The sequence below is a fragment of the Dankookia rubra genome, assembly GCF_004355005.1.
GTDB classification, from domain to species: domain Bacteria; phylum Pseudomonadota; class Alphaproteobacteria; order Acetobacterales; family Acetobacteraceae; genus Paracraurococcus; species Paracraurococcus ruber_A.
On the sequence record NZ_SMSJ01000009.1, the window covers coordinates 120308 to 146913 of the forward strand.

Annotated in this window: 27 protein-coding genes and 2 pseudogenes; 13 read left to right on the plus strand and 16 right to left on the minus strand. The window is 70.2% G+C overall.

What is annotated here, in order from left to right:
* Positions 1 to 14 precede the first annotated feature (14 nt).
* Entirely contained in the window at positions 15 to 224 is a 210-nt protein-coding gene (locus E2C06_RS10245) for a hypothetical protein (protein ID WP_133288507.1), read from the plus strand.
* Here E2C06_RS10245 and metH read toward each other — a convergent pair.
* On the minus strand, positions 221 to 3727 hold the full coding sequence (metH, locus tag E2C06_RS10250) for a methionine synthase (RefSeq protein ID WP_133288508.1): 3507 nt from the start codon (positions 3725 to 3727) through the stop codon (positions 221 to 223). The genes E2C06_RS10245 and metH overlap by 4 nt on opposite strands.
* 21 nt (positions 3728 to 3748) lie before the next feature.
* Positions 3749 to 4699 carry an ArsR/SmtB family transcription factor gene (locus tag E2C06_RS10255; RefSeq protein ID WP_133288509.1) on the minus strand — a complete coding sequence of 317 codons (951 nt, stop codon included), beginning with the start codon at positions 4697 to 4699 and terminating at the stop codon, positions 3749 to 3751.
* Positions 4700 to 4758: 59 nt separating this feature from the next.
* Here E2C06_RS10255 and E2C06_RS10260 point away from each other — a divergent pair, with 59 nt between their 5' ends.
* The gene (locus E2C06_RS10260) at positions 4759 to 5127 is read left to right on the plus strand and encodes a hypothetical protein (protein ID WP_241671204.1); all 369 of its coding nucleotides are present in this window, start codon (positions 4759 to 4761) and stop codon (positions 5125 to 5127) included.
* On the opposite strand, the gene fghA is transcribed toward E2C06_RS10260, so the two are convergent.
* The 3 genes and pseudogenes from fghA to E2C06_RS40245 all read right to left on the minus strand — a co-directional run.
* Complete coding sequence (fghA, locus tag E2C06_RS10265; RefSeq protein WP_133288543.1) at positions 5124 to 5975, minus strand: S-formylglutathione hydrolase; 852 nt, start codon at positions 5973 to 5975, stop codon at positions 5124 to 5126. The two genes, E2C06_RS10260 and fghA, sit on opposite strands and share 4 nt — an antisense overlap.
* Positions 5972 to 7099, minus strand: a complete 1128-nt coding sequence (locus E2C06_RS10270; RefSeq protein ID WP_133288544.1) for an S-(hydroxymethyl)glutathione dehydrogenase/class III alcohol dehydrogenase — start codon at positions 7097 to 7099, stop codon at positions 5972 to 5974. Before E2C06_RS10270 ends, fghA begins: the two co-directional genes overlap by 4 nt.
* A 774-nt stretch (positions 7100 to 7873) precedes the next feature.
* Positions 7874 to 7987 (minus strand): annotated as a pseudogene (locus tag E2C06_RS40245) (hypothetical protein); the annotation flags it as partial.
* 29 nt (positions 7988 to 8016) lie between these two features.
* Here E2C06_RS40245 and E2C06_RS10275 point away from each other — a divergent pair.
* Both E2C06_RS10275 and E2C06_RS10280 read left to right on the plus strand, forming a co-directional pair.
* Positions 8017 to 8244: pseudogene (locus tag E2C06_RS10275) on the plus strand (helix-turn-helix domain-containing protein); the annotation flags it as partial.
* 505 nt (positions 8245 to 8749) lie between these two features.
* Positions 8750 to 10432: an HWE histidine kinase domain-containing protein gene (locus tag E2C06_RS10280; protein ID WP_165982315.1), complete on the plus strand. Its 1683-nt coding sequence runs from the start codon at positions 8750 to 8752 to the stop codon at positions 10430 to 10432.
* Between the two features lie 52 nt (positions 10433 to 10484).
* Here the strand turns inward: E2C06_RS10280 and E2C06_RS10285 are convergent, their stop codons facing one another.
* Positions 10485 to 11246 carry a glucose 1-dehydrogenase gene (locus E2C06_RS10285; protein WP_133288513.1) on the minus strand — a complete coding sequence of 254 codons (762 nt, stop codon included), beginning with the start codon at positions 11244 to 11246 and terminating at the stop codon, positions 10485 to 10487.
* Between the two features lie 84 nt (positions 11247 to 11330).
* Here E2C06_RS10285 and E2C06_RS10290 point away from each other — a divergent pair, with 84 nt between their 5' ends.
* The gene (locus E2C06_RS10290; RefSeq protein ID WP_133288514.1) at positions 11331 to 11732 is read left to right on the plus strand and encodes a cupin domain-containing protein; all 402 of its coding nucleotides are present in this window, start codon (positions 11331 to 11333) and stop codon (positions 11730 to 11732) included.
* 250 nt (positions 11733 to 11982) lie between these two features.
* Here E2C06_RS10290 and E2C06_RS10295 read toward each other — a convergent pair whose 3' ends face one another.
* The gene (locus E2C06_RS10295; protein ID WP_133288515.1) at positions 11983 to 12468 is read right to left on the minus strand and encodes a flavodoxin family protein; all 486 of its coding nucleotides are present in this window, start codon (positions 12466 to 12468) and stop codon (positions 11983 to 11985) included.
* Positions 12469 to 12536: 68 nt separating this feature from the next.
* Between E2C06_RS10295 and E2C06_RS10300 the strand changes: the two genes are divergently transcribed.
* From E2C06_RS10300 to E2C06_RS41045, 3 genes are all read left to right on the plus strand, one after another.
* A complete protein-coding gene (locus E2C06_RS10300) occupies positions 12537 to 13094 on the plus strand; it encodes a nucleoside 2-deoxyribosyltransferase (protein WP_133288516.1) in 558 nt (185 codons plus the stop codon).
* Positions 13095 to 13354: 260 nt separating this feature from the next.
* The gene (locus tag E2C06_RS41040) at positions 13355 to 13900 is read left to right on the plus strand and encodes an IS5 family transposase (RefSeq protein WP_370451428.1); all 546 of its coding nucleotides are present in this window, start codon (positions 13355 to 13357) and stop codon (positions 13898 to 13900) included.
* 9 nt (positions 13901 to 13909) lie between these two features.
* Positions 13910 to 14149, plus strand: coding sequence for a transposase (locus E2C06_RS41045; RefSeq protein ID WP_408869913.1), 240 nt, complete (start codon positions 13910 to 13912; stop codon positions 14147 to 14149).
* Between the two features lie 66 nt (positions 14150 to 14215).
* Here E2C06_RS41045 and E2C06_RS40750 read toward each other — a convergent pair whose 3' ends face one another.
* The 3 genes from E2C06_RS40750 to E2C06_RS10320 all read right to left on the minus strand — a co-directional run bounded on the left by E2C06_RS40750 (position 14216) and on the right by E2C06_RS10320 (position 16079).
* Positions 14216 to 14527 (minus strand): acyl-CoA dehydrogenase family protein, encoded by a 312-nt coding sequence (locus E2C06_RS40750; protein WP_133288517.1) that lies wholly within the window; start codon positions 14525 to 14527, stop codon positions 14216 to 14218.
* Between the two features lie 617 nt (positions 14528 to 15144).
* Positions 15145 to 15714 (minus strand): TetR/AcrR family transcriptional regulator, encoded by a 570-nt coding sequence (locus E2C06_RS10315; RefSeq protein WP_133288518.1) that lies wholly within the window; start codon positions 15712 to 15714, stop codon positions 15145 to 15147.
* A complete protein-coding gene (locus E2C06_RS10320) occupies positions 15711 to 16079 on the minus strand; it encodes a DMT family transporter (RefSeq protein ID WP_456305175.1) in 369 nt (122 codons plus the stop codon). The genes E2C06_RS10315 and E2C06_RS10320 overlap by 4 nt, the downstream gene beginning before the upstream one ends.
* A 233-nt stretch (positions 16080 to 16312) precedes the next feature.
* On the opposite strand from E2C06_RS10320, the gene E2C06_RS10325 reads away from it, so the two are divergent.
* From E2C06_RS10325 to E2C06_RS10340, 4 genes are all read left to right on the plus strand, one after another.
* Entirely contained in the window at positions 16313 to 17557 is a 1245-nt protein-coding gene (locus E2C06_RS10325) for an Hsp70 family protein (RefSeq protein WP_133288520.1), read from the plus strand.
* 65 nt (positions 17558 to 17622) lie between these two features.
* The gene (locus E2C06_RS10330) at positions 17623 to 17907 is read left to right on the plus strand and encodes a DUF2171 domain-containing protein (RefSeq protein WP_133288521.1); all 285 of its coding nucleotides are present in this window, start codon (positions 17623 to 17625) and stop codon (positions 17905 to 17907) included.
* Between the two features lie 62 nt (positions 17908 to 17969).
* Positions 17970 to 18617 carry an isochorismatase family protein gene (locus E2C06_RS10335; protein ID WP_133288522.1) on the plus strand — a complete coding sequence of 216 codons (648 nt, stop codon included), beginning with the start codon at positions 17970 to 17972 and terminating at the stop codon, positions 18615 to 18617.
* Positions 18618 to 18619: 2 nt separating this feature from the next.
* Positions 18620 to 19495, plus strand: coding sequence for a polysaccharide deacetylase family protein (locus tag E2C06_RS10340; protein WP_133288523.1), 876 nt, complete (start codon positions 18620 to 18622; stop codon positions 19493 to 19495).
* Positions 19496 to 19502: 7 nt separating this feature from the next.
* Here E2C06_RS10340 and E2C06_RS10345 read toward each other — a convergent pair whose 3' ends face one another.
* From E2C06_RS10345 to E2C06_RS10360, 4 genes are all read right to left on the minus strand, one after another.
* Positions 19503 to 20489: a serine hydrolase gene (locus E2C06_RS10345; protein WP_133288524.1), complete on the minus strand. Its 987-nt coding sequence runs from the start codon at positions 20487 to 20489 to the stop codon at positions 19503 to 19505.
* Between the two features lie 106 nt (positions 20490 to 20595).
* Complete coding sequence (locus E2C06_RS10350; RefSeq protein WP_133288525.1) at positions 20596 to 22887, minus strand: molybdopterin guanine dinucleotide-containing S/N-oxide reductase; 2292 nt, start codon at positions 22885 to 22887, stop codon at positions 20596 to 20598.
* Between the two features lie 5 nt (positions 22888 to 22892).
* A complete protein-coding gene (locus tag E2C06_RS10355; protein WP_133288526.1) occupies positions 22893 to 23303 on the minus strand; it encodes a carboxymuconolactone decarboxylase family protein in 411 nt (136 codons plus the stop codon).
* 12 nt (positions 23304 to 23315) lie between these two features.
* Entirely contained in the window at positions 23316 to 24080 is a 765-nt protein-coding gene (locus E2C06_RS10360; protein WP_133288527.1) for an enoyl-CoA hydratase/isomerase family protein, read from the minus strand.
* 190 nt (positions 24081 to 24270) lie between these two features.
* Here E2C06_RS10360 and E2C06_RS10365 point away from each other — a divergent pair, with 190 nt between their 5' ends.
* Complete coding sequence (locus tag E2C06_RS10365) at positions 24271 to 25143, plus strand: TauD/TfdA dioxygenase family protein (protein ID WP_133288528.1); 873 nt, start codon at positions 24271 to 24273, stop codon at positions 25141 to 25143.
* Between the two features lie 141 nt (positions 25144 to 25284).
* Here E2C06_RS10365 and E2C06_RS10370 read toward each other — a convergent pair whose 3' ends face one another.
* Together E2C06_RS10370 and E2C06_RS10375 are read right to left on the minus strand one after the other, a co-directional pair.
* Positions 25285 to 26154 carry an HpcH/HpaI aldolase/citrate lyase family protein gene (locus tag E2C06_RS10370; RefSeq protein ID WP_133288529.1) on the minus strand — a complete coding sequence of 290 codons (870 nt, stop codon included), beginning with the start codon at positions 26152 to 26154 and terminating at the stop codon, positions 25285 to 25287.
* Positions 26151 to 26606: a MaoC family dehydratase gene (locus E2C06_RS10375; RefSeq protein ID WP_133288530.1), complete on the minus strand. Its 456-nt coding sequence runs from the start codon at positions 26604 to 26606 to the stop codon at positions 26151 to 26153. Before E2C06_RS10375 ends, E2C06_RS10370 begins: the two co-directional genes overlap by 4 nt.

The window sequence follows — 26606 nt, forward strand, 5'->3', positions numbered from 1 at the left end:
GAAGGAGCACGGCGATGAGCGACAGCTACATGCGGGAACAGGCGGAGGCGCTGGCGCAGCACCTCCGGCTCAACGACGGAAAGTCGGGCTATGTGGAAGCCACCCCCGATGGCTTCCAGGTCTATGTCCGGCGGAAATGGCCGGGCAAGCAGCTCGCCACCTGGGACGGGCTGCCGGTCGAGTGGCACGAGAATGTCGGCTCGCACAAGGCGGCGAACCGCTAGACGGAAAAGTACTTCGCCCGCGGGTGGTGCAGCACGATCGCACTGGTCGACTGCTCCGGGTGAAGCTGCCACTCGTCGCTGATGGTCACGCCGATCCGTTCCGCATCCAGCAGCCTCAGCAGCGGCGCCTGGTCCTCCAGCTTCGGACAGGCGGGGTAGCCGAAGCTGTAGCGGCCGCCGCGGTAGCCCTGGGCCAGCATCTTGTCCATGTCACGGTCGTCCTCGCCAGCGAAGCCGAGCTCGGAGCGGATGCGCTTGTGGACGTATTCCGCCATCGCCTCGGCCATCTCCACGGACAGGCCGTGCAGGTAGAGGTAGTCCTGGTAGCGGTTGTCCTCGAACCAGTCGCGCGCCATGTCGGACGCCTTCTGCCCGACGGTCACCACCTGCAGCCCGATCACGTCGCGCGACCGCGGCCCGTCCTCGATGTCGCGGACGAAGTCGGCGATGCACTCGCCGTCCTGCTTCGGCTGCCGCGGCAGGGTGAAGCGGCAGGCCTCGGTCTCGCCGTCCTGTTCGAACAGCACCAGGTCGTTGCCCTGTCCCGCGCATTTCCAATAGCCGTAGATCGCCTGCGGCCGCAGGATGTTCTCCGCCTCGGTCAGCGCCAGCATGCGCTTCAGCACCGGCCGCAGCTCCTGCTTCGCCCAGCCGAGGAAGTCGTCCAGGCTCCGCCCCTGCTTCCGGAAGCCCCACTGGAATTGATAGAGGCTGCGCTCGTTGATGAAGGGCACCACCGCCTTCGGCGCGGATTCGATCACCCGCGCGCCCCAGAAGGGCGGGTCGGGGATCGGCTCGCCGGCGGTGACGCGGCGGCGCCGCTCCTGCGCATACTTCACGTCGACCGGGGCGAAGCCGCGCGGGTCGGCGGTGCCGAGCGTCCGGCTCTCGTTGCGCGACTTGCCCACCCGCTTCTTCTGGATGGCCGCGAGGTAGTCGTCGAAGCCGTTGCCGGTCACCTTGTCCATCAGGTGCAGCCCGTCGAAGGCATCCCTTGCATAGGCGACGCGGCCGGAGGTCTCGCCGGCGGCATAGGCGCGGACGCAGTCGTCCTCCACATAGTTGCGGGTCAGCGCCGCGCCGCCCAGCAGCACCGGCACCTCGAGCCCGATGCGCGCCATCTCCTCGAGGTTCTCGCGCATCACCACGGTCGACTTCACCAGCAGGCCGGACATGCCGATGGCATGCGCCCGGTGTTCCTTCACCGCCGCCACCATGTCGGCCAGCGGCACCTTGATGCCGAGGTTGACCACGCGGTAGCCGTTGTTGGTCAGGATGATGTCGACCAGGTTCTTGCCGATGTCGTGCACGTCGCCCTTGACGGTCGCCAGCACGATGGTGCCCTTCTCCTGGCCCTCAACCTTCTCCATGAAGGGCTCGAGATAGGCGACGGCGGCCTTCATCGTCTCGGCGGATTGCAGCACGAAGGGCAGCTGCATCTTGCCGGCGCCGAACAGCTCGCCGACCACCTTCATGCCGTCCAGCAGCACGTCGTTGATGATGGCAAGCGGCGCGATGCCCTGGTCGAGCGCGTCCTGCAGCTCCTCGTTCAGCCCCTTGCGGTCGCCGTCGACGATGCGGTCCTTCAGCCGGCCCTCGACCGTCTCGCCCCGGACCTTCTTGACGCTGTCGGCGGCCTTCCGGCCGGAGAAGATCTCCAGCACCTTCTGCAGCGGGTCGTAGCCTTCGCTGCGGCGGTCGAAGATCAGGTCTTCCACCACCTGCACCTCCTCGGCCGGGATCAGGTGCAGCGGCTTGATCTTGGAGACATGCACGATGGCGCCGGTCATGCCGGCCTTCACGGCATGGTCGAGGAACACGCTGTTCAGCACGTGCCGCGCCGCGGGGTTGAGCCCGAAGCTGATATTGGACAGGCCGAGGATGATCTGGATGTCGGGGAAGGCGTCGCGGATCATCCGGATGCCCTCCAGCGTCCACTGGCCGAGCTTGCGGTCGTCCTCGTTGCCGGTGGCGATGGTGAAGGTCAGCGGGTCGATCAGCAGGTCGGACTGCGCGAGGCCGTGCTTGTTGCAGGCGAAGTCGACCAGGCGCGTGGCGATCCGCAGCTTGTCCTCGGCGGTCTTCGCCATGCCGACCTCGTCGATGGTCAGGGCGATGACCGCGGCGCCGAACTTCTTCGCCAGCCGCAGCCGGTCCTCGGCCGCCTGCTCGCCATCCTCGAAGTTGATCGAGTTGATGATGGGCTTGCCGCCATGCAGCTTCAGCGCGGCCTCGATCACCGGCGTCTCGGTGCTGTCGATCACCAGCGGGGCGTTGACCGAGGAGGTGAAGCGGGTGATGACCTCGTTCATCTCCTCCATCTCGTTGCGGCCGACGAAGGCGGTGCAGATGTCGAGGCTGTTCGAGCCTTCGCCGACCTGCTCCCGCCCGATGGCGACGCAGCCGTCCCAGTCATGCGCCGCCTGCCGCTCGCGCCAAGCCTTGGAGCCATTGGCGTTGCAGCGTTCGCCGATGGAGAAATAAGCATTCTCCTGGCGCAGCGGGGTCGCGCCGTAGAGCGAGGCGACCGAGGGCACCCAGTGGTGCTTGCGCGCCACCGGCGCCGGCCGCCACTCCCCGTGCTTCCGCAGCATCGCGTCCAGCGCCTGGATATGCGGCGTCGAGGTGCCGCAGCAGCCGCCGATCAGGTTGACGCCGTCCTCCCGGACGAAACGCTCCATCCAGCTCGCCATCTCGGCGGCGCCCAGCGGGTAATGGGTCTTGCCATCGACCAGCTCCGGCAATCCGGCATTCGGCTGCACGCTGATCAGCCCCGGCCAGTTCTGGCTGAGGAAGCGGACGTGCTCCGCCATCTCCTGCGGCCCGGTCGCGCAATTCAGCCCGATCAGCGGCACGTCGAGCGAATGCACGACGGTGGACGCCGCGTGGATGTCCGGCCCGACCAGCAGCGTGCCGGTGGTCTCGACCGTCACCTGCACGAAGATCGGGATGTCCCTGCCCGTCTGCTTCAGCGCCGCCTTGGCGGCATTCACCGCCGCCTTGATGAACAGCGTGTCCTGGTTGGTCTCGGTCAGGATGGCGTCGACGCCGCCGGCGATCAGGCCGAGGCACTGGACTTCCAGCGCCGCCTGAAGCGCGTCGTAGCCGATATGCCCGAGGCTCGGCAGCTTGGTGCCCGGGCCGATGTCGCCGATCACCCAGCGGTCGCGGCCATCGGCGAAGGTTTCGGCGGCTTCCCGCGCCAGCTCGCCCGATGCCTTGCAGATCTCGAAGGCGCGGTCCTCCAGCTCGAACTCGCCGAGCGTGACCGGGCTGCCGCCGAAGCTGTTGGTCAGCACCATGTCGGCGCCGGCCTCGTAGTAGCCGCGGTGGATCTCCCGCACGAGGTCGGGGCGGGAAAGGTTCAGCACGTCGGTGCAGTTCTCCTTGCCCCAGTAGTCGCGGTCGATGTCGAGGGTCAGCGCCTGCACGCGGCTGCCCATGCCGCCGTCGCAGAGGAGGACGCGGTTGCGGAGCGCTTCGAGCAGAGGGGGACGGGCCATGGGGAAAAGCTTTCCGCGAAATCAGAAGGTAAGCGCAGGCACGGCGGCGACGGCGCCCGGCATTCGCCGCGCCGGCCAGAGGCGAACCGCGAGCGGCCCGCCGATCTCGACCGGCGGCAGCCCGGCGCAGCCGGACGCACCCAGCCATCCCGCCATGCCGGCATCGTCGAAGCCGGGCCAGCGATGCGCGTGGTGCTCCAGCAACTCGCCGCGCTCATGCGCGGCCAGGTCCACCACCAGCAGCAGCCCGTCCGGGCGCAGCACGCGGGCCGCCTCGGCCAGCGCCGCGGCGGGATCCTCGGCGTAGTGCAGCACCATCTGCAGGGCGACGACGTCGAAGCCGGCATCCGGCAGCGGCAGCCGGTACATGTCGGCCTGGCGCACCGCGCAATGGCCGCCCAATCCGCGCTCCGTCAGCCGGGCGCGGGCCAGGGCCAGCATGTCGCGGCTGGCATCGACGCCGAGCGCCGCCTCGGCCCGCCCGGCCAGCAGTTCCAGCAGGCGGCCGGTGCCGGTGCCGATATCCAGCACCCGGCCAGGCTTCTCCGGCAGGGCGGCCAGCAGCGCCGCCTCGATCGCCTCGGCCGGCAGGCCGAGGGCGCGCATCTCGTCCCAGTCGGCGCCGTGCCGGCGAAAGCTGTCGGACGCCTCACGGGCGCGTTCGGCGGCGAGCCGGGCCGCCTGGCGGCGATCGGCGGCCAGCATCTGGTCTTCCTCTGGCAGGCGGGCCAGCAACTGGTGCACCAGGCCGGCGCTGGCGGGGACCTGGAAATAGGCGTTGGCGCCTTCCGGTACGCGTTCCAGCAGCCCGGCCTCCACCAGCAGCTTCAGGTGGCGGGACAGGCGCGGCTGGGACTGGCCCAGCACCTCGCAGAGGTCGGTCACGCAAAAGGCGCCGCGGGCACAGAGCGCCAGCAGGCGAAGCCGGGTCGGCTCGGCGGCGGCGCGCAGCTGGGCCAGGAATTTGTCCATGGGTGTGGAAATGACATAAAGATATCCTTATGTCCAGCATCCTCTCGGAGACACAACGCGTGGCCTGGACCCTGGATGCCCGAATTCCCCTGCTGGTGACCGCGGATACGGCGACGCTGGCGGCGGCGCTGGCGGCCGGACCCAAGGCGGCCGTGCTGGCGGCGGCGCCGGCCCCGGCGCTGCCGGAGGGCGCCGTGACCACGGGCAGCTTCGATGCCATGCAGTCCCATGCGGCAGCATGTTCCTGCTGCGCCGGCCGGTCGCCGGCGGCCGCGGCGCTGGACCGACTGTTCCAGGCCCGGGTGCGCGGCCAGTGCCCCTGGTTCGACCGGGTGGTGGCGCTGGCCGAAACTGCCGAGGCGCGCGCGGCGATCGCCTCGGCGCTGGTGGAGGATGCGGTGACGGCGGCGCGCTTCCGCGCCGCTTAGGCTTTGAGCCGCGCCGCGTGCCAGCGCAGGTGGTCCTCCACGAAGCTGGCGATGAAGAAGTAGGAGTGGTCGTAGCCCTCCTGCCGCCGCAGCGTCAGCGGGATGCCGGCCTTGGCGCAGGCGGCCTCCAGCAGCTCCGGCATCAACTGGTTCTCGAGGAAGCCGTCCGCGCCCCCCTGGTCCACCAGGATGTCGGCGACGCGCGCGCCGTCCTCGATCAGCGCGGTCGCGTCGTATGGGCGCCACCCCGCGCGATCGGGGCCGAGATACCCGCCCAGCGCCTTCTCCCCCCAGGGGCAGCGCATCGGCGAGCAGATCGGGGCGAAGGCGGAGACCGCCCTGAACCGCCCCGGATCGCGCAGCGCGATGGTCAGCGCGCCATGGCCGCCCATGGAATGGCCCATGATGCCCTGCCGCGCCGGGTCGGCCGGCAGCTCGGCGGCGACCAGCGCCGGCAGCTCCCGCTCGATATAGCTGCGCATCCGGTAGTGCCGCGCCCAGGGCTGCTGCGTCGCATCCACGTAGAAGCCGGCGCCTAGGCCGAAGTCGTAGGCCTTCTCCGGGTCGTCCGGCACGCCCTCGCCGCGCGGGGAGGTGTCGGGCGCCACCAGCAGCAGTCCGAGCTCCGCCGCGACCCGCTGCGCCCCGGCCTTCACGGTGAAATTCTCCTCCGTGCAGGTCAGCCCGGCGAGGAACCACACCACGGGCACGTGCGCCCCCGCCAGCGCCTGCGGCGGGAGATACGCGGCGAAGCGCATCTCCGTGCCGGTCTCGGCCGAGGCATGCCGCAGCACGCGCTGCTCGCCCCCGAAGCAGCGGGCGCGGGAGACGACCTCCGCCACGCTCAGAACACCACGACCGAGCGGATCGACTTGCCCGCATGCATCAGGTCGAAGGCGTCGTTGATCTTCTCGAGCGGCATGGTGTGGGTGATCAGGTCGTCGATGTTGATCTTCCCCTCCATGTACCAGTCGACGATCTTCGGCACGTCGGTCCGGCCGCGCGCGCCGCCGAAGGCCGAGCCGCGCCAGACCCGTCCCGTCACCAGCTGGAAGGGCCGGGTGGCGATCTCCTTGCCCGCCTCGGCGACGCCGATGATGATGCTCTCGCCCCAGCCGCGGTGGCAGCATTCCAGCGCCTGGCGCATGACGTTGACGTTGCCGGTGCAGTCGAAGGAGAAGTCGGCGCCGCCGCCGGTCAGGTCGACGATCGCCTGCACCACCTTGTCGGTGCCGACCTCGGTCGGGTTGACGAAATGGGTCATGCCGAATTTCTTCGCCATCTCCTGCTTCGCCGGGTTGATGTCGACGCCGATGATCTTGTCCGCACCCACCATGCGGGCGCCCTGGATCACGTTGAGACCGATGCCGCCGAGGCCGAAGACCACCACGTTGGCGCCCGGCCAGACCTTGGCGGTGTAGATCACCGCGCCGATGCCCGTCGTCACGCCGCAGCCGATGTAGCAGATCTTGTCGAAGGGCGCGTCCTCCCGCACCTTCGCCACCGCGATCTCCGGCAGCACGGTGAAGTTGGAAAAGGTGCTGCAGCCCATGTAGTGGAAGATCTGGTTGCCTTGCGGCTTCGCCGGCTCGCAATGGAAGCGGCTGGTGCCGTCCGGCATCACGCCCTTGCCCTGGGTCGCGCGGATCGAGGTGCAGAGGTTGCTGCGCTGGCTGAGGCAGGTTTTGCATTGCCGGCATTCCGGCGTGTAGAGCGGGATCACGTGGTCGCCGACCTTCACGCTGGTCACGCCGGCGCCGATCTCGCGCACGATCCCGGCGCCCTCATGCCCGAGGATGGCGGGGAAGAGGCCCTCGGAATCGAGCCCGTCCAGCGTATAGGCATCGGTGTGGCAGACGCCGGTCGCCATGATCTCGACCAGCACCTCGCCGTGCTTCGGGCCGTCCAGTTCCACGGTCTCGATGGTGAGGGGCTTCTTGGCCTCCCAGGCCACTGCGGCACGTGTCTTCATGGTGGGGTCCCTCCCTTGGCGGCATGCGGAAGGACAATGCCGCGGGGTGGGTATGGGTTCAACGGGCGGGGCCGAAGCGCCGGGCCCCGGGGCTGCCCGGCACGGTCCCGAGCGGGCGAAGCGGCCATGGCGCCTGGTTCCGGACAAAGCCCCGGGTCGAGCCGTGGTGTTGGACGCCGCGGCGCGGCAGGCCGGGCGGGGGCGATGTCGCGCGGCGGTGGCCGGATCCCCTGCGCCTGCGGCTTTCGGACAAACCTGCCGTGTTGCCCGGCGCAAGCCCGCCGCAGGACGCGGCAGCGCGGTGACGGGGATGCCGCCCGGCAGCGCCTGCTTCGGCCGCACCTGTCGTTTCCGGACAAACCCTCCGCCGCGCCGGCACGAGGCATTGGCGGCGGAAGGCCGCACCGGTAGGGGGCCTCCGTTGGGCGCCGGACGGCGGGATGGGCGGTTCCTGGTCGGGGCCAGCGCAGGGACACGGGCGGCATCGCTTCGGCTCCCGGAAAAAGCGGCCGAGACTAGGATATTATTCCTTCGAAGTCAATCCCTCTTCCTTCCCCGGCGGCAAGGCGCCGGCCCTCGCCGCGCATGTGCTCAGGGTCCGGGCTCGGGTCCGCGGCGGAAGCTGATGGCGATCCTGTTGCAGCTGTTGATCAGGCCGATCGCGATGGTCAGGTCGGCCACCTCCTTCCCGGAAAACCCCGCCCGGACCGCGGCAGAGGCCTCGTCGGGGACATGCCTCTCCGCCACCGGCGTCACCGCCTCGGCCCAGGCCAGCGCCGCGCGCCCGGCGGGCAGCAGCAGCTTGCGCGCCGGAACCCCGGCGCCGAGCAGGTCGTGGCTGTGGCTGCCGACGCAAAAGGCGCAGCCATCGAGCTGCGAGGCGTGCAGGTAGACGAGGCCGACGACTCAGCCCGTTCCACGTCAACCGCGCCTTCGCCGCGACGATGGGCGTGCCGCCGCAGCGCGACCTCAGCCGGCTGCGCCTCGAGCGCGCGAAGCCGCTGCTGTCGCTCGGCGCGATGCCGATCGCCCAGGCGGCCCTCGCCTGCTGCTGCTCCGCGCAGTCGAACTTCACCCGTGCCTTCCGGCGGGCGGCCGGCATGAGGCCCGAGGCCTGTCGCCGCGTCGCCGGCCGGGCGAGGTGAGGCAGGGTCGGCGGCGGCGCCCGCCGCAGCCCGCCGCACCGAAGATCATCCAGCCGCCATCCCCCGGCGGAGTCATCCCGGTCCGCTAGCTCGTGACCGGGAAAGGCCGAGGCGCCAGGCCGCCCCGGCGGTCTCCCCCGGCCGCCGGGGCTGCGCGCATCCGGCGGATATTGCGCGCTCCAACCGCGTTGACCGGCGGGTCGACGGCTGCGCCCCCCGCATCGTCCAGAGCTCGTTGCCACCACGCGGCACCCGACCCGCGGTCACGACGCCATCAAGCATCCGATCACAATATTCGAGCCACCTCATATCACGCGGTCTATTCCGTCAGATGGAGGAAATCCAAAACAATGGACCATCACCATAAATTCAATCATATACCGTCGCCGCCACCTCCTGCACAACGATTGCACTCTTGACGGTTGCACAAATGCATTGGTTTGGGTCCAATCGGGTTGCAGGATCGATCCGTTTCGAGTATTATCTTCTTGCATTGGCGCTTGCCATGCTCATTCCAGCCTTCGGGCTGGGACTTGCTTCGGCGAGCCGCGCGGTCACCGCCTACCAGGAGGCTTTCCGGAACGGGCTGGTCGCCACGGCGGAGGCCCTGGCGCTCGCCACGGACCGCGAAATCGACGCTCACCGGGCGACCATGGCCACCCTTGCGGGTTCCACCACCCTCGACGGCCCGGTCCCCGACCTCGCCGCCTTCGAGGTGGAAGCCCGCCGCGCCTCCGCCGCATTGGGGACCCCGGTGCTGCTGCTCGACGGCGCCAGCATGCGGCAGATCGTCAACACCGCCCTGCCACCGGGCGAGCCCGCCGGCCGGGTCTCGGCCGGGGACTTCCGGCCGGTGGCGGAGAGCGGCGAGCCAATCGTCACGGACCTGGTGACCGGGGCGGTGGCGCAGCGGCCGGTGGTCGGGGTGGCCGTTCCGGTGAAGCGCGACGGGCTGATCCCCTTCGTGCTGGCAGCGCGCCTGGCACCCGAGCGTCTCGCTCGGCTGCTGGCAGAACAGAAATCCGATGACACGGGGTTCAACGTCGTCGTCGATGGCCATCAGTCGGTCGTCGCCCGGTCCCGGGAGCATGCGATCTATGTCGGCCGTCAGGCACCGGGATGGTTCACGGCCGGCACCGCGGGACGGAACTCCGGGTTCCTGGAGGGGATGTCGGTGTCGCAGCAGGAAGTCGTCATGGGCTTCGCCCGGCTGGGCTCGGTGCCCGGCTGGATCGTCGGCAGCGTCGCGATGCGGTCGAACTACGTCGCAAGCTGGCGCCGCCCGCTGGAAATCCTGGTCCTTGGCGGCGGCGTCACCGTTATGCTCGGCGCCGTGCTGGCGATCTGGCTGTCGCGCCGGCTGATCCGGCCGGTGACCGATCTGGTCGGCGCCGCGCAGGCCCTCGCCGCCGGCGGCACCGCGACGCCCCTGCCGCTCCCGCCGGCATCGGGCGTCGCCGAATTCGAGGCGCTGCGGCTCGGCCTCTCGGCCGCGGAGGCGGCGCTGCGGTCGCGGGATCTGGCCAAGCGCCAGGCGGATGAACGCCAGACCTTGCTGATGCGGGAGGTCGACCACCGGGCGAAGAACGCGCTCGCGGTGGCACTGTCCCTCGCCCAGCTCGCGCCCCGCGCCGTCTCGCCGGACCAGTTCGCCACGGTCCTCGTGGGCCGTATCGCCGCCATGGCCAGGGCGCATTCGCTGCTGTCGGAAACGGCCTGGAGCGGCAGCGACGTCAGGGCGGTCGCCGAGGGCGAGTTGAGCCCCTATGCCGGGCGGGTCGCCTTGGCGGGCCCCACGGCGCACCTCGTCGTGGAGGTCGTCCAGCCCATGGCGATGCTGCTGCACGAGCTGGCCACCAACGCGGCGAAGCACGGCGCGCTCTCCGGTCCGGAGGGCCGGGTCAGCCTGAGCTGGCGCTTCACCGACCCGGACGGCGGACTGCAGTTCACCTGGAAGGAGTCGGGCGGCCCGCCGCTGGCGGGAGAGCCACCGCACCGCAGCTTCGGCTCCCGCCTCATCACCCAGCTTGTCGAACGTCAGATCGGCGGTTCGATCGACTTCGCCTGGCACACCAGCGGGCTGGAGGTCTCCTTCACCTTGCCGGCGGGCAAGGCGAGCGGCGGTTCCGATCCGCCGCTGTTGGCGACAGGCGCGGTCCTGCAGCCGGGCCCCGCCTGCGGCGCCTAGGGCCGGGCCTTCGGTCTCCCCCCCGCACGCGTCGCGGCGTCGGCCAAGGGCCTCACCCCGCCGCGCCGAAGGCCATCCACCCCCCGTCCACCGGCAGCGTCACCCCGGTCACGTAGCTCGCCGCCGGGGAAGCGAGGAACCACGCGGCTTCGGCGATCTCCTCCGGCCGGGCCAGCCGGCCGAGCGGGGCGCGCCCGGCGATCGCCGCGGTATCGATCTTCCCGTCCCGCTCCAGCGCCTCGACCAGCGCGGTGCGGACATAGCCGGGGGCGATGGCGTTCACCCGGATGCCGCCGCCGCCCCATTCCGCCGCCAGCGACCGGGTCAGCGCGATGATGCCCGCCTTGGCCGCGCCATAGCCGTTGCGCCGGGGCAGGCCGGTGAGCCCGGCGATCGAGGCCAGGTTGACGATCGCGCCGCTCCCGGCCCCCAGCATCGCCTTCGCCGCTTCCCGGCTCGCCACGAAGGTGCCCTTCAGGTGGATGTCGAGCTGCCGCATGAAGAGGTCGGCGCCCTGCTCCACCGTCGGCAGGAAGGTGTCGGCGATGCCGGCATTGTTCACCAGGACGTCGAGCCTGCCGCAGCGCGCCAGGGCTTCCGCCACCATCGCCACGACAGCGGGCTCGGAGGCCACGTCGCAGCCGAGCGCCAGGTGCCCCTCCCCCAGCGTGCGGGTGCGCGCCTCGGCCGCCTCCGGCCGCAGGTCGGCGATGACGACCCGGTGGCCGCCGGCGGCGAAGCGCCGGGCGATCGCCCAGCCGATCCCATCCGCCCCGCCGGTCACCAGCGTGACCGGGCTGCCTTCCTCCGCCATGTCGCCCTCCTCCCTTTCCCTCGGCGAAGCTTCCACCGGATCGCCCCCGATGGAATAGTCCCCGCCAGGACGCGGAGGACCAAGATGACCGCCACCACCCCCTTCCTGGCCGGCGAGGACAGGCTGCACCCCCTCGCCTCCCGCTATGTCCGCACCGATGCGCTGCCCTGGAAGCCGACGCCGACTCCGGGCATCCACATGAAGATCCTGCTGCAGGACCCGGACAGCGGGCTGCTGACCGCGCTGTTCCGCTGGGCGCCGGGGACCGAGCTGGCGCTGCACGAGCATGTCGAGATCGAGCAGAGCTTCCTGCTCGAAGGCAGCCTCGAGGACGAGGAGGGCGAGGTGCTGGCCGGCGACTTCGTCTGGCGCCCGCGCGGCAACCGGCATGTGGCGCGGTCGCGCACCGGGGCGCTGGTGCTGTGCTTCTTCCTCAAGCCGAACATCTTCCTCGACGGCGGGCTCGAGGGTCAGGAACTGAAATAGCCGCCTGAGGTATTGAGGCGGCTAAAGCCTGAAATTCGGCTCAATGCCGCTCAATCCGATTGAGGCCGATCCGGCCCCGATCCGCCGCGGGTCAGGTCGGCCGCGGCTTTGCGCGGTCGCCGCTTCAGCGATTGAGGAATTGAGCAATTCAAGCGCGCCCCGCGGCCCCGGCCGGGCGCGGCACCGACCTTGACGATAGTCCTATCGCACGGCCCGCCGCGAAAGGCCACGGAAACCGCTCGGCGCGGCCTCAGAAGATCCCGAGCGCCAGCCCGGCCCCGAGCGCCGCGCCCGCCTCCTCGCAGCGGCGCAGCTCCGCCTCGTCCAGCGCCTTCGGCGCCAGGATCGCCGCCGCCGTCTGCGCCCGGGTGCAGACGATCAGCGGCTCCGCCACCGCCCGCAGCCGCCAGCCGGTGGCGATCCGCGCGACCTGCCGCGCCGCGCCGGTGCCGTCGCTGCCGGCGGCGACCAGCAGCGCATAGGGGCGGCCGTTGAGGCGGTCCAGCACGGGGTAGTAGCACCGGTCGAAGAAGTCCTTCATCGGGCCGGACAGCGCCGCCAGGTTCTCCGGCGCGGCGAAGAGGTAGCCATCGGCGCCCAGCAGGTCGTCGGGCCCCGCCGCCTCGGCCGGCAGCAGCCGCACCTCGGCCTCGGGCGCCGCACCGTGCGCCGCGGCCTCGGCCATCTGCCGGGCGGCGCCGGTGCGGGAATGGAAGACGATCAGCAGGCGGGCCATGCGGCGTTATAGGGCGCGGCGCTTCCCCTTGTCCCGCCGCGCCGGCGCGCCGTGCGGAGCCCGCCCCGATGCCGCCCAAGGCCCATCCCGCCGGCGCCGATGTCTTCCTGCCCGACGCCGCGGCGCATGCCGCGCGGAAGGTGGCGATCTGCGCCCGCCATGGGATCGAGGGGCGGCCGCCGCTGAACGAGGAGGTGGCCGGCCTGGCGGCGATGCCGGAGGCGGAGGCCTGGCGGGTGATCCTCGCCAAGGACCTGGCGATGATGCGGGACTGCGACCTGATCATCGCCAAGCTGCCGCCCTTCCGCGGCGCCTCGGCCGATGCGGGGACGCTGGTGGAGCTGGGCTGGTTCCTCGGGGCGGGGAAGCCGGCCTTCGGCTGTTCCAACGGCGCGGTGCCCTTCGCCGAGCGGAGCGCGCGGCAGGTGGCGGCGGTGCCGGACCCGACGCCGGGGCTGTCGGTGGGCGGGTTCGGGCTGCCGGACAACCTGATGATCCCGGGGGCGGTGCTCTGGGCCGGCGGGGTGGGGATGGTGGTGCCGGAGGATGGGGTGGAGCGGGGGTTCGATGGGTTGGAGATGGTCGAGCGGTGTGTGAGGGGGGGGCGGCGAGGCTGGGGTAGGTGAGCGGGCGATCAGCGAAAGTCGGTTCTGGGCGGAAAGCGGCTGTACGAGGCCGTGTGCCCACCTGTTTGATCCACCTTCCAAAGCGGAACCTTTGGGTCCGCCGTTCAGGCTTCCCCGTAGCAGCACCATTTGGCCGAAAATTGCCATTGGGGCGAACATTCACTCAGACCCTCTTTGCGAAGGGGTGAGGGCACCGGTTTGACGGGCTGATCCTGGCCTTCCGGGCGGCGTTGCGGGCGGTTTCCTGCCTGGAGACCGCCATGTGGACGCCGGCCGATCGCGCGCTGGTTGGGGACTTCGGCTCCGGCCAGGCCCTGACAGATGACCAGTTCCGCCTGCTTGAGCCGCTGATCCCGCCCGCCAGGCCGGGCGGGCGACCGCGCACGACGGACATCCGGAACCTGCTGGATGGCCTCTTCTACCTCGTGCGCACCGGCTGCCAGTGGCGGCACCTACCGCCGCCTCCGGCCTTCCCACCGTGGCGCACCGTCTATGGTTATATGCGCGCTTTCCTGCGTGACGGCGTGTGGGAGAGCATCCGCCACCACTTCGTGGTCATGTTGCGTGAGGGCGCGGGGCGGGAGGCCGGCCCCTCGGCGGCGATCGTCGATACCCAGAGCGCGAAGACCACGGAGAGCGGCGGTCCACGCGGCTGGGATGCCGCGAAGCGGCTGAAGGGCCGCAAGCGCCACGTCGCGGTGGACACCGACGGGGTGCTGCTGGGCGTGTTCGTGCATGCAGCCGACATCCAGGATGCCGACAGCCTCGACGATCTGCTGAAACGGGTGAAGCCGCTCTACGCCTAGCTCCGGGTCGTGTTCGCCGACAGTATCTATAATCGGCTCGCGGCCTTGCTCGCCTGCTTTCTGGCGGGTCTGGTGCTGATCATCGTCCGCCGTGCCCCAGGCACCACCGGCTTCGTCGTGCGGCCGCGCCGCTGGGTGATCGAGAGATCGCTCGGCTGGTTCGGCCGCTGGCGGCGACTCTCCAAGGACTACGAGGCGCTGCCCGAGGTTTCCGAGGCCATGGTCACACCCTGGCCGCGATCCGCCTGATGCTCCACCGCCTCGCCCATCCCAATCGCAGGCGACTACCCGCACCCTGACTTCGCAAACAGGGTCTCAGAGACCCGGCGCGGAGCCGGGAATGCCGGCAAGGTAGCGTCCCGCATCGACAAATGACTGCTCATTCGTAAAGAAATGGGCGTTTGCCGCCTGAAGGTCGCGGTAGCAGCGCTGAATACGGCTGCCGTTGCGCAGACCCGTCGTGGCGCTGGAAGCAAAGGCGGTTTGGCTGATTTGAGCGCCCGTTGCGATGATGTTCGAGGTGCAAAGCCTTCCATCCAGGGACAGATCCTCCGGGATGGAGCCGCCAGATGCGGCGGCGAACAGCTTGTCGAACGTCGCCCGGACATAGGCTTCCGCCGAACGCATCCGGGCTCGGGAGCATCACCGGCTCACCATCGCGCATCACCGGGTCGCCATCCTCGTGCAGGATATAGCCGCCAAGCACCCAATCCGCGTTGGGAAGGCCGCTGCCAAAGCTGAACGACCCAGAAATGCGGTAGCCATCGCCCACGCGCTCGGCCTTGCCGCTAGGCGCAACTTGACCGGCGCAGGTCCCCCGCTTGTCGGAGCCGAAGATGGCATCGGCGGCGCGCTCTCCCAGGAACGCGCTGGTGACGCCCACTGCCGTCACCACGGCCATGGAATGCCAGCCGGTCGAGCCATCAAAATATGCCAGCTGCTTCAGTACATCGATGACCGATGAGGGATGCGCCTCAAGACCACCAAGGCAAGCTGGCACCATCAGGCGGAACACCCCAGCTTCCTCCAAGTCGTGAAGCACGTGGGCGGACACTTCCGTAGCAAACTCATCCGACGAGCTGCTTTGCTCGATTACGTCTCGAAGCGCCTGGATGCGATTCAGCAGGACGGAATGTTCGCTGGTAGTCAGGTTGCTCACCGTGTCCACGAGTACCTCCAAATCAGCTTGTGTGCCTGTAGTCGGATGTGCAGCGTCGCGGCTGGACAAAGTCCTGCGGCTGTCTTCAGCCTGCGAAAGTCATGGCGATAAGACGGTCGCGCAGGGCGGGAATGTCTGGCACTGGCCCCCCTTCCTCGCGGAGGAAGCAGGCGAGCCAAGCGCCGTCTGCCGCCAGGCGCACCATTTCGAGGACTGGCCCGCTATCGGTATCGCGGTGTCGCTCTACTCGTGCCGAAAGCCATTCAGCGACCAATCGGCGGAGGCTCGGCTCGGCGATAATCGAAATGTGCAGCGCCGCCCATTGCCCGCTCTCCGGGAGGAGTGGGTCGGAAAGCGTCGATGCGACATAGGCGCGCGTGTACGCGCCCTGCGGCTTCGGATCGCGGGCAATCGCCGCGTCAATATCCGCTTCAACCTGTGCCAGCAGATCGGTGACAACCGCCTCAACAAGGGCCTGCTTCGTCGGGAAATGATGAAAGAGGCCGCCTTTGGTCACGCCCGCTGCTTCGGAAACGGCTTGCACCGTCACCGCCCCCAGCCCGTGTTCAAGGGCGAGCTTCGCGGCGCAGTCGAGGAGCGTGCGCCGAACCAAGTCTGGCTGCTTCCTGCGGCGGTAGGCGGAGGGGTCGGTCAATGTTCAGTCGCCGCCGAAAATGCCTGCATAATCACAACCCCTCCCACGATCATGGCGATGCCGACGAGCGCAGGTAGGTCGAGGGTCTGCTTGAACACGACAACGCCAATGGCAGCGGTCATGACGATGCCGACGCCGCTCCAGATAGCGTAGGCGACACCGAGCGGCATGACCCTGAGAGCATGGGTGAGGAAGTAGAAGGCGGCGACGTAGAAGACCGCCACAGCCAACGACGGCCACAGCCGGGTGAACTGCTGAGACTTCTGCAGGAAGGTGGTTCCAACAAGCTCGCAGGCTATGGCCACACCAAGGGCGGAGTAGGCGACGATATGGCTTGGCATGATCCTGCAACCGGCTTTGTCCAGGTAAGATACCTACCAGAAGGTATCTTTCAAGCCTTGATTTCAGTTGGTGTGGACCATGGTCCGCTGCCGTATGCCCTAGGACTAAAAACCTTATCGTACACGTGAGAACGTTCTGGTCTCGCGAGATCCGGACCTAGATCGACCATAGATGAAGGACCGCTTTGGGTCGAATGCGGTCCTTCCCGCTTGTAGACCCTGGACACCCCTCCCCCCACCTGCTCCACCCCCGCCCCATGCGCCCGACCATCGGAATCGACTTCGGCACCACCAACAGCGTCGTCGCCACCCTCCGCCCGGACGGCAGCGTCGTCTCCCTCGACCATGCGGCAGGCGACGTCTTCCGCTCCGTCCTCTGCCTCTGGCAGGCCGGCCGCGCCGGCACCCGCCTCGCCGCCGGCCCGGCGGCGATCGAGGCCTACCTGGAAGACCCGCTGGCCTCCCGCCTCATCATGTCGATGAAGTCCTACCTGGCGCAGCGCAGCTTCCGCGAGACCCGCATCCATGGCCGCGCCTGGACCCTGGAAGCGCTGGTGGCGGCCTTCCTGCGGGAGCTGCTGGCGCCCTTCGGCGCCGAGATGGCCGGCGCCCGCGTCGTGGTCGGCCGCCCCGTCCGCTTCGCCGGGGAGACCGCCGACGACGCCTTCGGCGAGGAACGGCTGCGCGCCGCCTTCACCGCCGCGGGCCTGCCCGGCGTGCAGGTGGCGCTGGAACCGGCGGCGGCCGGGCACCGCTTCGCCAGCACGCTGGACGCGCCGGCGACCGTGCTGGTCGGCGACCTCGGCGGCGGCACCAGCGACTTCTCCGTCCTGCGGTTCGAGCCCGGGCCGCCGCGCCGGGTGACGCCGCTCGGCCATGCCGGGGTAGGGCTGGCCGGCGATGCGCTGGACTACCGGATCATCGACCGGGTGGTCTCGCCGCTGCTCGGCAAGGGCGACCAGTACGCCGTCTGGGGCAAGCCGATGCCGATCCCGGCGGGGTGGTACCTGTCCTTCGCCCGCTGGCACCAGCTCTCGCTGATGCGCGCCCCGAAGGTGCTGGCCGACATCGCCGAGGTGACCCGCACCGCCGAGCACCCGGACCGCCTGCGCCACCTGGTCATGCTGGTGGAGGAGGAGGCGGGCTATGCGCTCTACCGCGCCGTCTCCGGCGTGAAGGCGGCGCTGTCGCGCGCGGAGACCGCGGTGCTGTCCTTCCGGCACGAGGATTTCGCGGTGGAGGCACCGATCGCCCGGGCCGACTTCGAGGCCTGGATCGCCCCCGACCTGGCCCGCATGGGCGCCGCGGTGGATGCGGCGCTGGCCGATGCCGGGCTGGCGGCGGCGGATGTGGACCGCGTCTTCCTCACCGGCGGCACCTCCCTCGTGCCCGCGGTGCGCGAACTCTTCGCCGGGCGCTTCGGCGCGGCACGGATCGCCGGCGGCGGCGAGTTCGTCTCGGTAGCCGAGGGGCTGGCGCTGATGGGCGCCGAGGCCGGCTGACGCGGCTGCATCCTTTCGCCGGCTGGGCCGTTCGTGCCGCTGGAAACAGGGAAGGAACGCGTCCGATGAGCGGCCATGCAGCGCAGGTGAAGGAACACATGGAGGTCGTCGGCAGCGACGGCCAGCATGTCGGCACGGTGGACCACATGGATGGCGACCGGATCAAGCTGACCAAGAAGGACGACCCGGACGGCAGCGGCCAGCACCACCACTACATCGCGGTCAGCAACATCGCCTCGGTCGAGGGCAACCAGGTGAAGCTCAACCTGCCGGCTGCCCGGGCGATCTCCCAGGCGACCATGACCGGCGGCAGCCAGCCCGCTCCGGGCCTGGGCGGCGCCTCCCACTGAACTGACGCCCGGGTCGGGCATGGCGCTTGCTTGGCCTCCGCGACATGGAGCGAGGAGGCATCATGCCCGACATCTACGCCGAACGCGGCTATGGCAGCCGCCCCTTGGGCTTCGGCGCGAAGCCCGGCCTGGTCGTGGTGGATTTCCAGCGCGGCTTCGTCGAGCCGGACTTCCCGATGGGCGGCGCGCCGATGGTCGAGGCGGCGGTGCGCAACACCGTGCCGCTGATCGCGGCGGCGAAGCGGGCCGGCCTGCCGGTCATCGCCTGCGTCAACGGCTATGACGCGCCGCGCGCCGCGCCGCACTGGAAGGTCGCCCCGGTGCTCGACCTGCTGCGGGGCACGCCCGCGGTCGAGCTCGACCCGCGCATCGCCGCCGCGGGGCCGGACGTGGTGCTGATGAAATCGGCGCCGTCGATCTTCTTCGGCACCTCCGCCGCGGCGATCCTGACGAGGGAGCGGGTGGACACGGTGATCGTCGCCGGCTGCATCACCTCCGGCTGCGTCCGGGCCAGCGTGATCGACGCTTTCTCGCTTGGGTTCCGGGTGATGGTGCCGCAGGATTGCGTCGGCGACCACGACCGGGCGGCGCACGACCAGAACCTCAGGGATGTCGAGCGGCGCTATGCCGACGTCGTCGACGGCGCCGCCTGCATCGCCGCGATCGAGCGCTGGCGCGGCGCCAACCGGGAGGCCAACTGGGAGGGATGACCATGCCGAAAGAGATCCTCTGCGCCTTCAGCATCCATTGCGATGCGGTCGCCGGCTGGCTCGGCAGCTACATGGGCGAGGACAGCCCGGGCGACATCAGCCGCGGCGTCTTCGCCGCCGAGGTCGGCATGCCGCGCATCCTGACGCTGTTCGAGCGCTTCGGCCTGACGCAGAGCTGGTTCATCCCCGGCCATACCATCGAGAGCTTCCCCGAGCAGACCGACCTGGTCGCCAAGGCCGGGCACGAGATCGGCCTGCACGGGTACAGCCACGAGAACCCGCTGGCGCTGAGCCGCCAGCAGGAGGAGGCCATCTTCGACAGGTGCATCGGCCTGATCGAGCGGCACTGGGGCCGCAGGCCGGTGGGATACGTGGCGCCGTGGTGGGAGGTGTCCGCCGCCTCGATCGAGATCCTGGTCGAGCGCGGCATCGCCTACGACCATTCGCTGATGCACCACGACTGCACGCCCTACTACGTCCGCACCGGCGATGCCTGGATGCCGATCGACTACGCGCAGCCCGCCGAGTCCTGGATGAAGCCCTTCACCAGAGGCACGGTGACCGACCTGGTCGAGATCCCGGCGAGCTGGTACCTCGACGACCTGCCGCCGATGATGTTCATCAAGAAGTTCCAGAACAGCCACGGCTATGTCTCGCCGCATGCGCTGGAGCAGATCTGGCGCGACCACTTCGACTTCATCTACCGCGAATACGACTATGCCGTGGTGCCGATGACCATCCACCCCGACGTCTCCGGCCGGCCGCAGGTGCTGATGATGCTGGAACGCCTCATCGGCCACATGCTGAAGCACCCCGGCGTCCGCTTCGTGACGCTCGAGGAGATGGCGCAGGACTTCCGCCGGCGGAACCCGAAGTAGCCCGCGGCTACCGGATCTCGTCGTAGATCGCGCCGAGTGCCGCCTGCAGCGCCGCGAGGTAGCGGCCGACGGTCGCCGGGTCGGTCTCCGCCTTGGCGTACCAGTTGATGGTCGCCGCGAAGTAGAACCAGCGCCGATTGATGAAGACCGCGGCGGGCACGCAGAGCCCGTGGAAGCCGGCGACGTCGATGCTGCCGCCCTTGGCGAAGACACTGCCGCCGAGCGGGAAGGCGATGCGGATGACGTCGCCCAGCGCCAGCACGTTGCGGTACTGCGTCAGCGTCTCCGGGTTCCGGAAGAACTCGCCCTGCACCGACCGCGCGTAGAAGGAGACGAGGTCGTCGGCCGAGGAGGCCAGCGTCTGCACCTCGTTCAGCGGCGAATTGACGATGGTCTTGTCGGCCGAGGCGACCAGCTCCGCCCAGGTGAAGGTCAGGTAGTCCGGCGCGCCGAGCAGGTAGCCGAAGAAGGACCGCGTGCTCTCCGGCACCGCGGAATCCGCCAGGTTCGCGGCGGCGAGGAATTCCCGCACCTTCGCCGGCCCCGCTGCCCGCATCACCATGTCGGTCGCGGTGTTGTCGCTGTGGAGGATCATCGCCTCCATCGCCGTGCGTTCCGAGATCGTCCCGGTCAGGTTGGGCGGGTTGAGGATGGTGCTGTCCACCGACCAGACGGATTCATCGAGCGCGAGCGGGTTGCCGGTCAGCTTCGTCGCCACCTCCGGCCCGTCCAGCTGGCGCAGCCGCTCGCAGAGGATGAAGGCCTTGATGGCGCTGCCGATGAAGAGCTGCTGGTCGGCATTCTCGGTGATCAGGATCTCGGGTTCGGAGGCCGTCGCCGGCGCCCAGAGCTTCAGCGCCCGGGTGCCGGGCAGGCCGCGGAAGGCGCCGAGCACGCGCCGCCGCAGGCCTTCCTCGCCGCCGCCGCGCGCCTGGACCGCGAAGGGCGCGGCGGCGCCGCCGCCGATGATGCCGCGCCGAGAGAGTGTCCGCATGCCGAAGCTCCCACCTGGGGGCGGAGCGACGGCCCCGCATCGCCGCAGCAAACCAGGACGCCGCACGGCGGCAAGGCGCCGCCGCTGGAGTTTCCAGGAAGTCCAGCTATTCCGCCGCCAGCGCCCCCGGCGGCGTGAAGGCCTTCACCGGCGGCAGGTTGCCGGTGAAGCGCTCGACCTCCACGGTCGTCAGCTGCCCGGTGCAGCCCTGGGCGAGGCGCGAGGTGCCGGCATCCCGCGTCAGCACGTTCGGGTTGCCGTGCACGCAAAGCGAGCCGTCCTCGGCCGGGTCCTCCGGGTCGTACCAGGCGCCGGTCGGCAGCTGCACCACGCCCGGCATGACGCCGTCCGTCACCTCCGCCGCGGCGAGGCAGGCGCCGCGCGCGTTGAACAGCCGGACGATGTCGCCATCGGCGATGCCGCGCGCCCCGGCGTCGTCGGGATGGATGCGCATCACCTCCCGCCCGCGGCGCTTCATCTCGGCGCTGTGGCCGCCGAAGTCGAACTGGCTGTGCAGCCGCGTCGCCGGCTGGTTCGCCACGAGGCGCAGCGGCGCCCCCGGCTCCGGCACGTCGCGCGGCGCGATCCAGGCCGGGTGGCCCGGGCAGTCATCGTAGCCGAAGCCGGCGATGGTGGCCGAGGCGACCTCCACCTTGCCGCTCGGCGTCGGCAGCGGATCGGCCTCCGGGTCGCGGCGGAAGGCGCCGAGGATGCCGCCGTCGTCCGGCCCTTCCGGCAGCATCAGGTGGCCCGCCTGCCAGAAGGAGTCGAAATCCGGCGCGTCGTGGCCCTTGGCGCGCAGGTCGTCGGCGGTGCGGCCGTAGAGGTGCCGCAGCCAGTCGCGCGCGCTGCGCCCCTCGGTGAAGGCCTGCTCCCTGCCCAGCCGCGCCGCGAGGTCGGCGAAGATGGCGTAGTCGTCGCGTGCCTCGCCATAGGGTTCGGCCAGCTTGTGCATGGCGACCATCAGCGGATCGGTCTGGCTGCTGCCGATATCCTCGCGCTCCAGGGTCATGGTCACGGGCAACACGATGTCGGCGTGCCGCGCCGTCGCGGTCCAGGCGAGCTCGTGCACCACCAGCGTGTCGACGCGGCGGAAGGCCTCGCGCAGCCGGTTGAGGTCCTGGTGGTGATGGAAGGGATTGCCGCCGGCCCAGTAGACCAGGCCGATATCCGGATAGGTGAGGTGCTGCCCGTTGTATTCGAAGGCGGCGCCCGGGTTCAGCAGCATGTCGCTGATCCGCGCGACCGGGATATAGGCGCCGACCCCGTTGCGCCCCTGCGGCAGCGCGGCGGTGGAGACGGCATTGTAGCGCCGCCCGGTATGGCCGAGCGCGCCGAGCGCGTAGTTGAAGCCGCCGCCGGGCAGGCCGATCTGCCCGAGCACCGCGGCCAGGGCGATGCCGGCCCAGACCGGCTGCTCGCCATGCTCGGCCCGCTGCAGGGAATGGGAGACGGTGACCAGCACGCGCCGGCCGGCCAGGCTGCGCGCCAGCGCGGCGATGCGGTCGGCTGATATGCCGGTGATCGGCGCGGCCCAGGCGGCGTCCTTCGGCTGGCCGTCCTCCCGGCCCAGCAGGTAGGCTTCCAGCACCGGCCAGCCCGCGGTGTAGCGGTCGAGGAAGCCGCGGTCGTGCAGCCCCGCCGCCACCAGCGTGTGCATCAGCGCCAGCATCAGCGCCGCGTCGGTATTCGGCGTGATGGTCAGCCATTCCGCGCGGGCTTCGGCCGGCATGTCGTCGCGCAGCGGGCCGACGCCGACGAAGGCGCAGCCGCGCGCGGCGGCCGCCTGCATCGACCGGCGCTCGACATGCTTGCTGATGCCTCCCCCCGCGACCATGGAGTTCTTCAGCGCCAGGCCGCCGAAGGCGAGCACCACCTCGCTGTGCTCCGCCACCTGGTCCCAGGTGACGTTGCGGCGGCTGACCGATTCCAGCGGCCCCAGCACGTGCGGCAGGATGACGCCGGCGGCGCCGGCGCTGTAGCTGTTGACGCTGCGGACATAGCCGCCGAGCGCGGTGTTCAGGAAGCGGTGCACCTGGCTCTGCGCATGGTGGAAGCGCCCGGCCGAGGACCAGCCATAGGACCCGCCGAAGATCCGCTCCGGCGCGGTGCGCCCGAGCTCCCGCGCCAGCAGGTCGAGCGCGCGGTCCCAGGACACCGCGACGTAGTCGTCGCGGCCGCGGCGCGGGTCGGCGCCCGGCCCGTCCTCGAGCCAGCCGCGGCGGATCATCGGCCGGGCGATGCGCGCCTCATGCCGCAGGGCGCGCGGGAAGTTCTGCAGGATGCGGTTGGGGTCGGGGTCTTCCGGGTGCGGCCGCACCACCAGCTCGCCGTCGCGCCAGGCCGCGGTGAAGGCCCCCCAATGGGAGGAATGCGGGCGGAAATCGCTGTCCGTCATCCGGGTCAGCCCTTCGCCTTGTCGAGTTCGGCGAAGACCTCCATCGCCGCGCGCACCGCGGCGACCGCGGTCGGCACGCCGGCATAGATGCCGACATGCAGGAAGATCTCCTTCAGCTCCTCCCGCGTCAGGCCGTTGTTGAGGCCCATGCGGATATGCGACTTCAGCTCCTCGCTGCGCCCGAGCGCCGTCAGCACCGAGATGGTGATGGTGCTGCGGGTCACGCGTTCCAGGCCGGGGCGGTTCCAGACCGCGCCGAAGCAATGCTCGAACAGGTATTGCCGGAGGTCGCGGGTCATCTCGTGCTGCCCGGCCTCCTCCATCGCCTTCTCGGCGGCGGCGGGGCCGCGCATCTCGAACCAGACCTCGCGGCCGGCCTTGAAGAACTCGTTCTCGTCGAAGGGGAATGTGGTCATCGTCCTGCTCCCTCAGCGGCCCTGGAATTCGGGCAGGCGCCGCTCGGCGGTCGCCTTGATGCCTTCCTTGAAGTCCGCGGTCTTGCGCAGCCAGTCCTGCTCGACCAGCTCGCGCTCGGTCGCCTGCTCCACCGCATCGGCCAGGCCGCGCCGCAGGGTCTGCCGCGTGGCGGCGACGCCGAGCGGCGAGGACTGCGCGATCTCCGTCGCCAGCGCCATCGCCGCGTCGCGCACCTCCGCCAGCGGCACGAGCTGGTCGGCGAGGCCGAGCCGCACCGCCTCCTCCCCGTTGATCCGCCGCCCCGTGTAGAACAGCAGCGCCGCCTGCTGCTGGCCGACCAGGCGCGGCAGCGTCGCGGTCAGGCCGAAGCCGGGATGGAAGCCGAGCCGGGTGAAGTTGGCGCTGAAGCGCCCTTCCGCGCAGGTGACTCGGAAATCCGCCATGCAGGCGAGGCCGAGCCCGCCGCCGATCGCCGGCCCCTGCACCGCGGCGACGATCGGCTTGCCGGTGCGGAACAGCCGGATCGCTTCCTTGTACAGGTGCCGGCCTGGGCGTTCCTCGCCGACATCGCGGCGGGCGAAGTCGGCGCCGGCGCAGAAGGCCTTGCCCTGCGCCGCCAGCACCAGGGCGCGGATCGCGGGATCGGCATCCGCCGTTTCAAAGGCGGTGGCGATCTCCTCGATCAGGGTGATGTCGAAGAAGTTGTTCGGAGGCCGCTGGATCTCGATTGTGGCGACATGGCCGGAGGTGGTGACGCCGATGCTGGTGAAGGCCATGGGGGACTCGCTGTCTGGGGATGAGAGGGTCCCGCGCTGCCCGTCTTCGGCCATTCCGGCTTGCCCCTCCCGCAAGCCGGGCAGGCTAGACCCTGGATCGCCGGCTGCGAAGGGCGGGGCTGGCATGGGCGTTGCGCCGCGGCCCGGCAGGGTGCACCAATTGATCCAAGAACCAGGGGGAGGCACCGCCATGGACGGGCTGCGCAACAGCGAATACCGCCATATCGAGGTCAGCCGCATCGCCGGCTCGCTCGGCGCCGAGGTCAGCGGCGTGGACCTGGCCCAGGACCTGCCGGAGGAGGTGCTGGGCGAGATCCGCCAGGCCCTGCTGGCGCATTGCGTGATCTTCTTCCGCGACCAGCGCCTGACGCCGGAGACGCAGCTGGCCTTCGCCCGCCGCTGGGGCGAGATCCACCTGCACCCCTACATGGCCGGGATGGACGACCACCCCGAGGTGCTGGAGATCGTGAAGACGCCGGCCGACAAGAAGAATTTCGGGGGATCCTGGCATTCCGACCAGGCCTTCACCCCGCGTCCGGCGATGGGGACGATCCTTTATGGCAAGGAGATCCCCTCGGCCGGCGGCGACACGCTCTGGACCAACCTCTACGCGGCCTACGAGGCGCTGTCGCCGGGCATGCAGCGGATGCTGGACGGGCTGAAGGGCGTCTATCGCGGCGACAATTTCAGCAGCCACGACGGCAAGACGAGGAAGGAGTACTACGCCGACAAGATCGGCATGAAGGTGGTCGATCCCGGCAGCACGCAGACCATCTCCACCCACCCGCTGATCCGCACGCATCCCGAAACCGGGCGCCGCGCGCTCTTCGTCGGCGGCCACCTGCACCGGTTCGAGGAGATGACGGAGGCCGAGAGCAAGCCGCTGATCGACTTCCTGATGCAGCATGCGGCGCGGCCGGAATTCACCTGCCGCTTCCGCTGGGCCAGCGGGTCGCTCGCCTTCTGGGACAATCGCTGCACGATGCATTTCGCCATCAACGACTATCCGGCGGAAACGCGGATCATGCACCGGGTGACGGTGTGCGGGGACGTGCCGTTCTGAAGGAAGGTTGGGGAGGGAAACAGGTGTTCCCTCCCCAAACCCCACCCTTCCCTTTTCTGGGTCGGCTGCCGCCGCGCGGCGAATGCCAGACTCCGAGAAATAGATGAGGGGGACTGGGGGAGAATACTTTCTCCCCCGGTCCTACCTCACCGCCGCCAGCACCCGCTCCGCCTGCCGCAGATGCGGCATGTCGAGCATCCTGCCGTCCATCCCGACGGTGCCGATCCCCGGATTGGCGGCGAAGGCCTCCACCACGCGGCGGGCGAAGGCGACTTCCTCCGCGGTCGGCTGGAAGCCGGCATTGATCGGCGCGACCTGGGCCGGGTGGATGGCGATCTTGCCGGTGAAGCCCTCTCGGTGCGCGGCGGCGCAGGCGGCGTGCAGCGCGGCCTCGTCGCGGAAGTCGGGCTCCAGAGTGTCGATCGGCTGGGCACCGGCGGCAACGGCGGCGACCAGGCAGGCGGAGCGCGCGATGCGGTAGGTCAGCGAGAGCCCGCCGCCGGCATCCTGGTTGCTGCTGGCGCCGAGCGCCGCGGCCAGGTCCTCCGCCCCCCAGGTCAGGCCATGCAGGCGGGGGACCGGGATGCGGGCATAGTCGGAGAGGCCGAGCACCGCCGCCGCGGTCTCGGTTGCGACCGAGAGCAGGCGGATGCCGCCCGGCGGCAGCCCCTCCCGCGCCTCGAGAGCGTCCAGCCAATGGGAGACGCGCAGCAGTTCCGCCGGGCCGCCGACCTTCGGCACCACCAGCCCGTCGGGGGCGGCGCGCACCACGGCGGCGGCGTCGGCCAGCCCTTCCCCGTCCAGCGGGTTGATGCGGACCCAGAGCTGCGGCCGGCGTGCCTTGGCGCCGAGGTATTCGCGGATCATCCCGCGCGCCAGCGGGCGGCGGCCGGCGGCGACGGCATCCTCGAGGTCGAGGATCAGCGCATCGGCGCCGCTCTCGCCGCCCTTCTGCAGCTTCCGCTCGCTGTCGCCCGGGACGAAGAGCCAGGAGCGCGGCGGCGCGCTCATGCCGGCCGCCCCTTCATCAGCGCGGAGCGGCGGCAATGCGCCACCAGTTCGCCCTTCTGGTTGAAGGCGCGGTGGACGAACTCGACGATGCCCTGGCCGGGGCGGGACCTGCTCTCGCGCTTCGACAGCACCTCGGATTCCACGCGGATGGTGTCGCCGTGGAACAGCGGCTTCGGAAACCGCACCTCGTCCCAGCCGAGATTGGCGACCGTGGTGCCGAGCGTGGTGTCGCCGACGGTGATGCCGACCATCAGCCCGAGGGTGAAGGCGCTGTTGACGATGCGCTGGCCGAATTCCGTCTCGGTCCGGCAGTATTCCTCATCCAGGTGCAGCGCCGCCGGGTTGTGCGTCAGCGCGGAGAAGAAGACGTTGTCGGCCTCGGTGATGGTCCGCCGCATGACGTGGCGGAATTGCTGGCCGACCTCGAATTCCTCGAACCACAGACCGGGCAT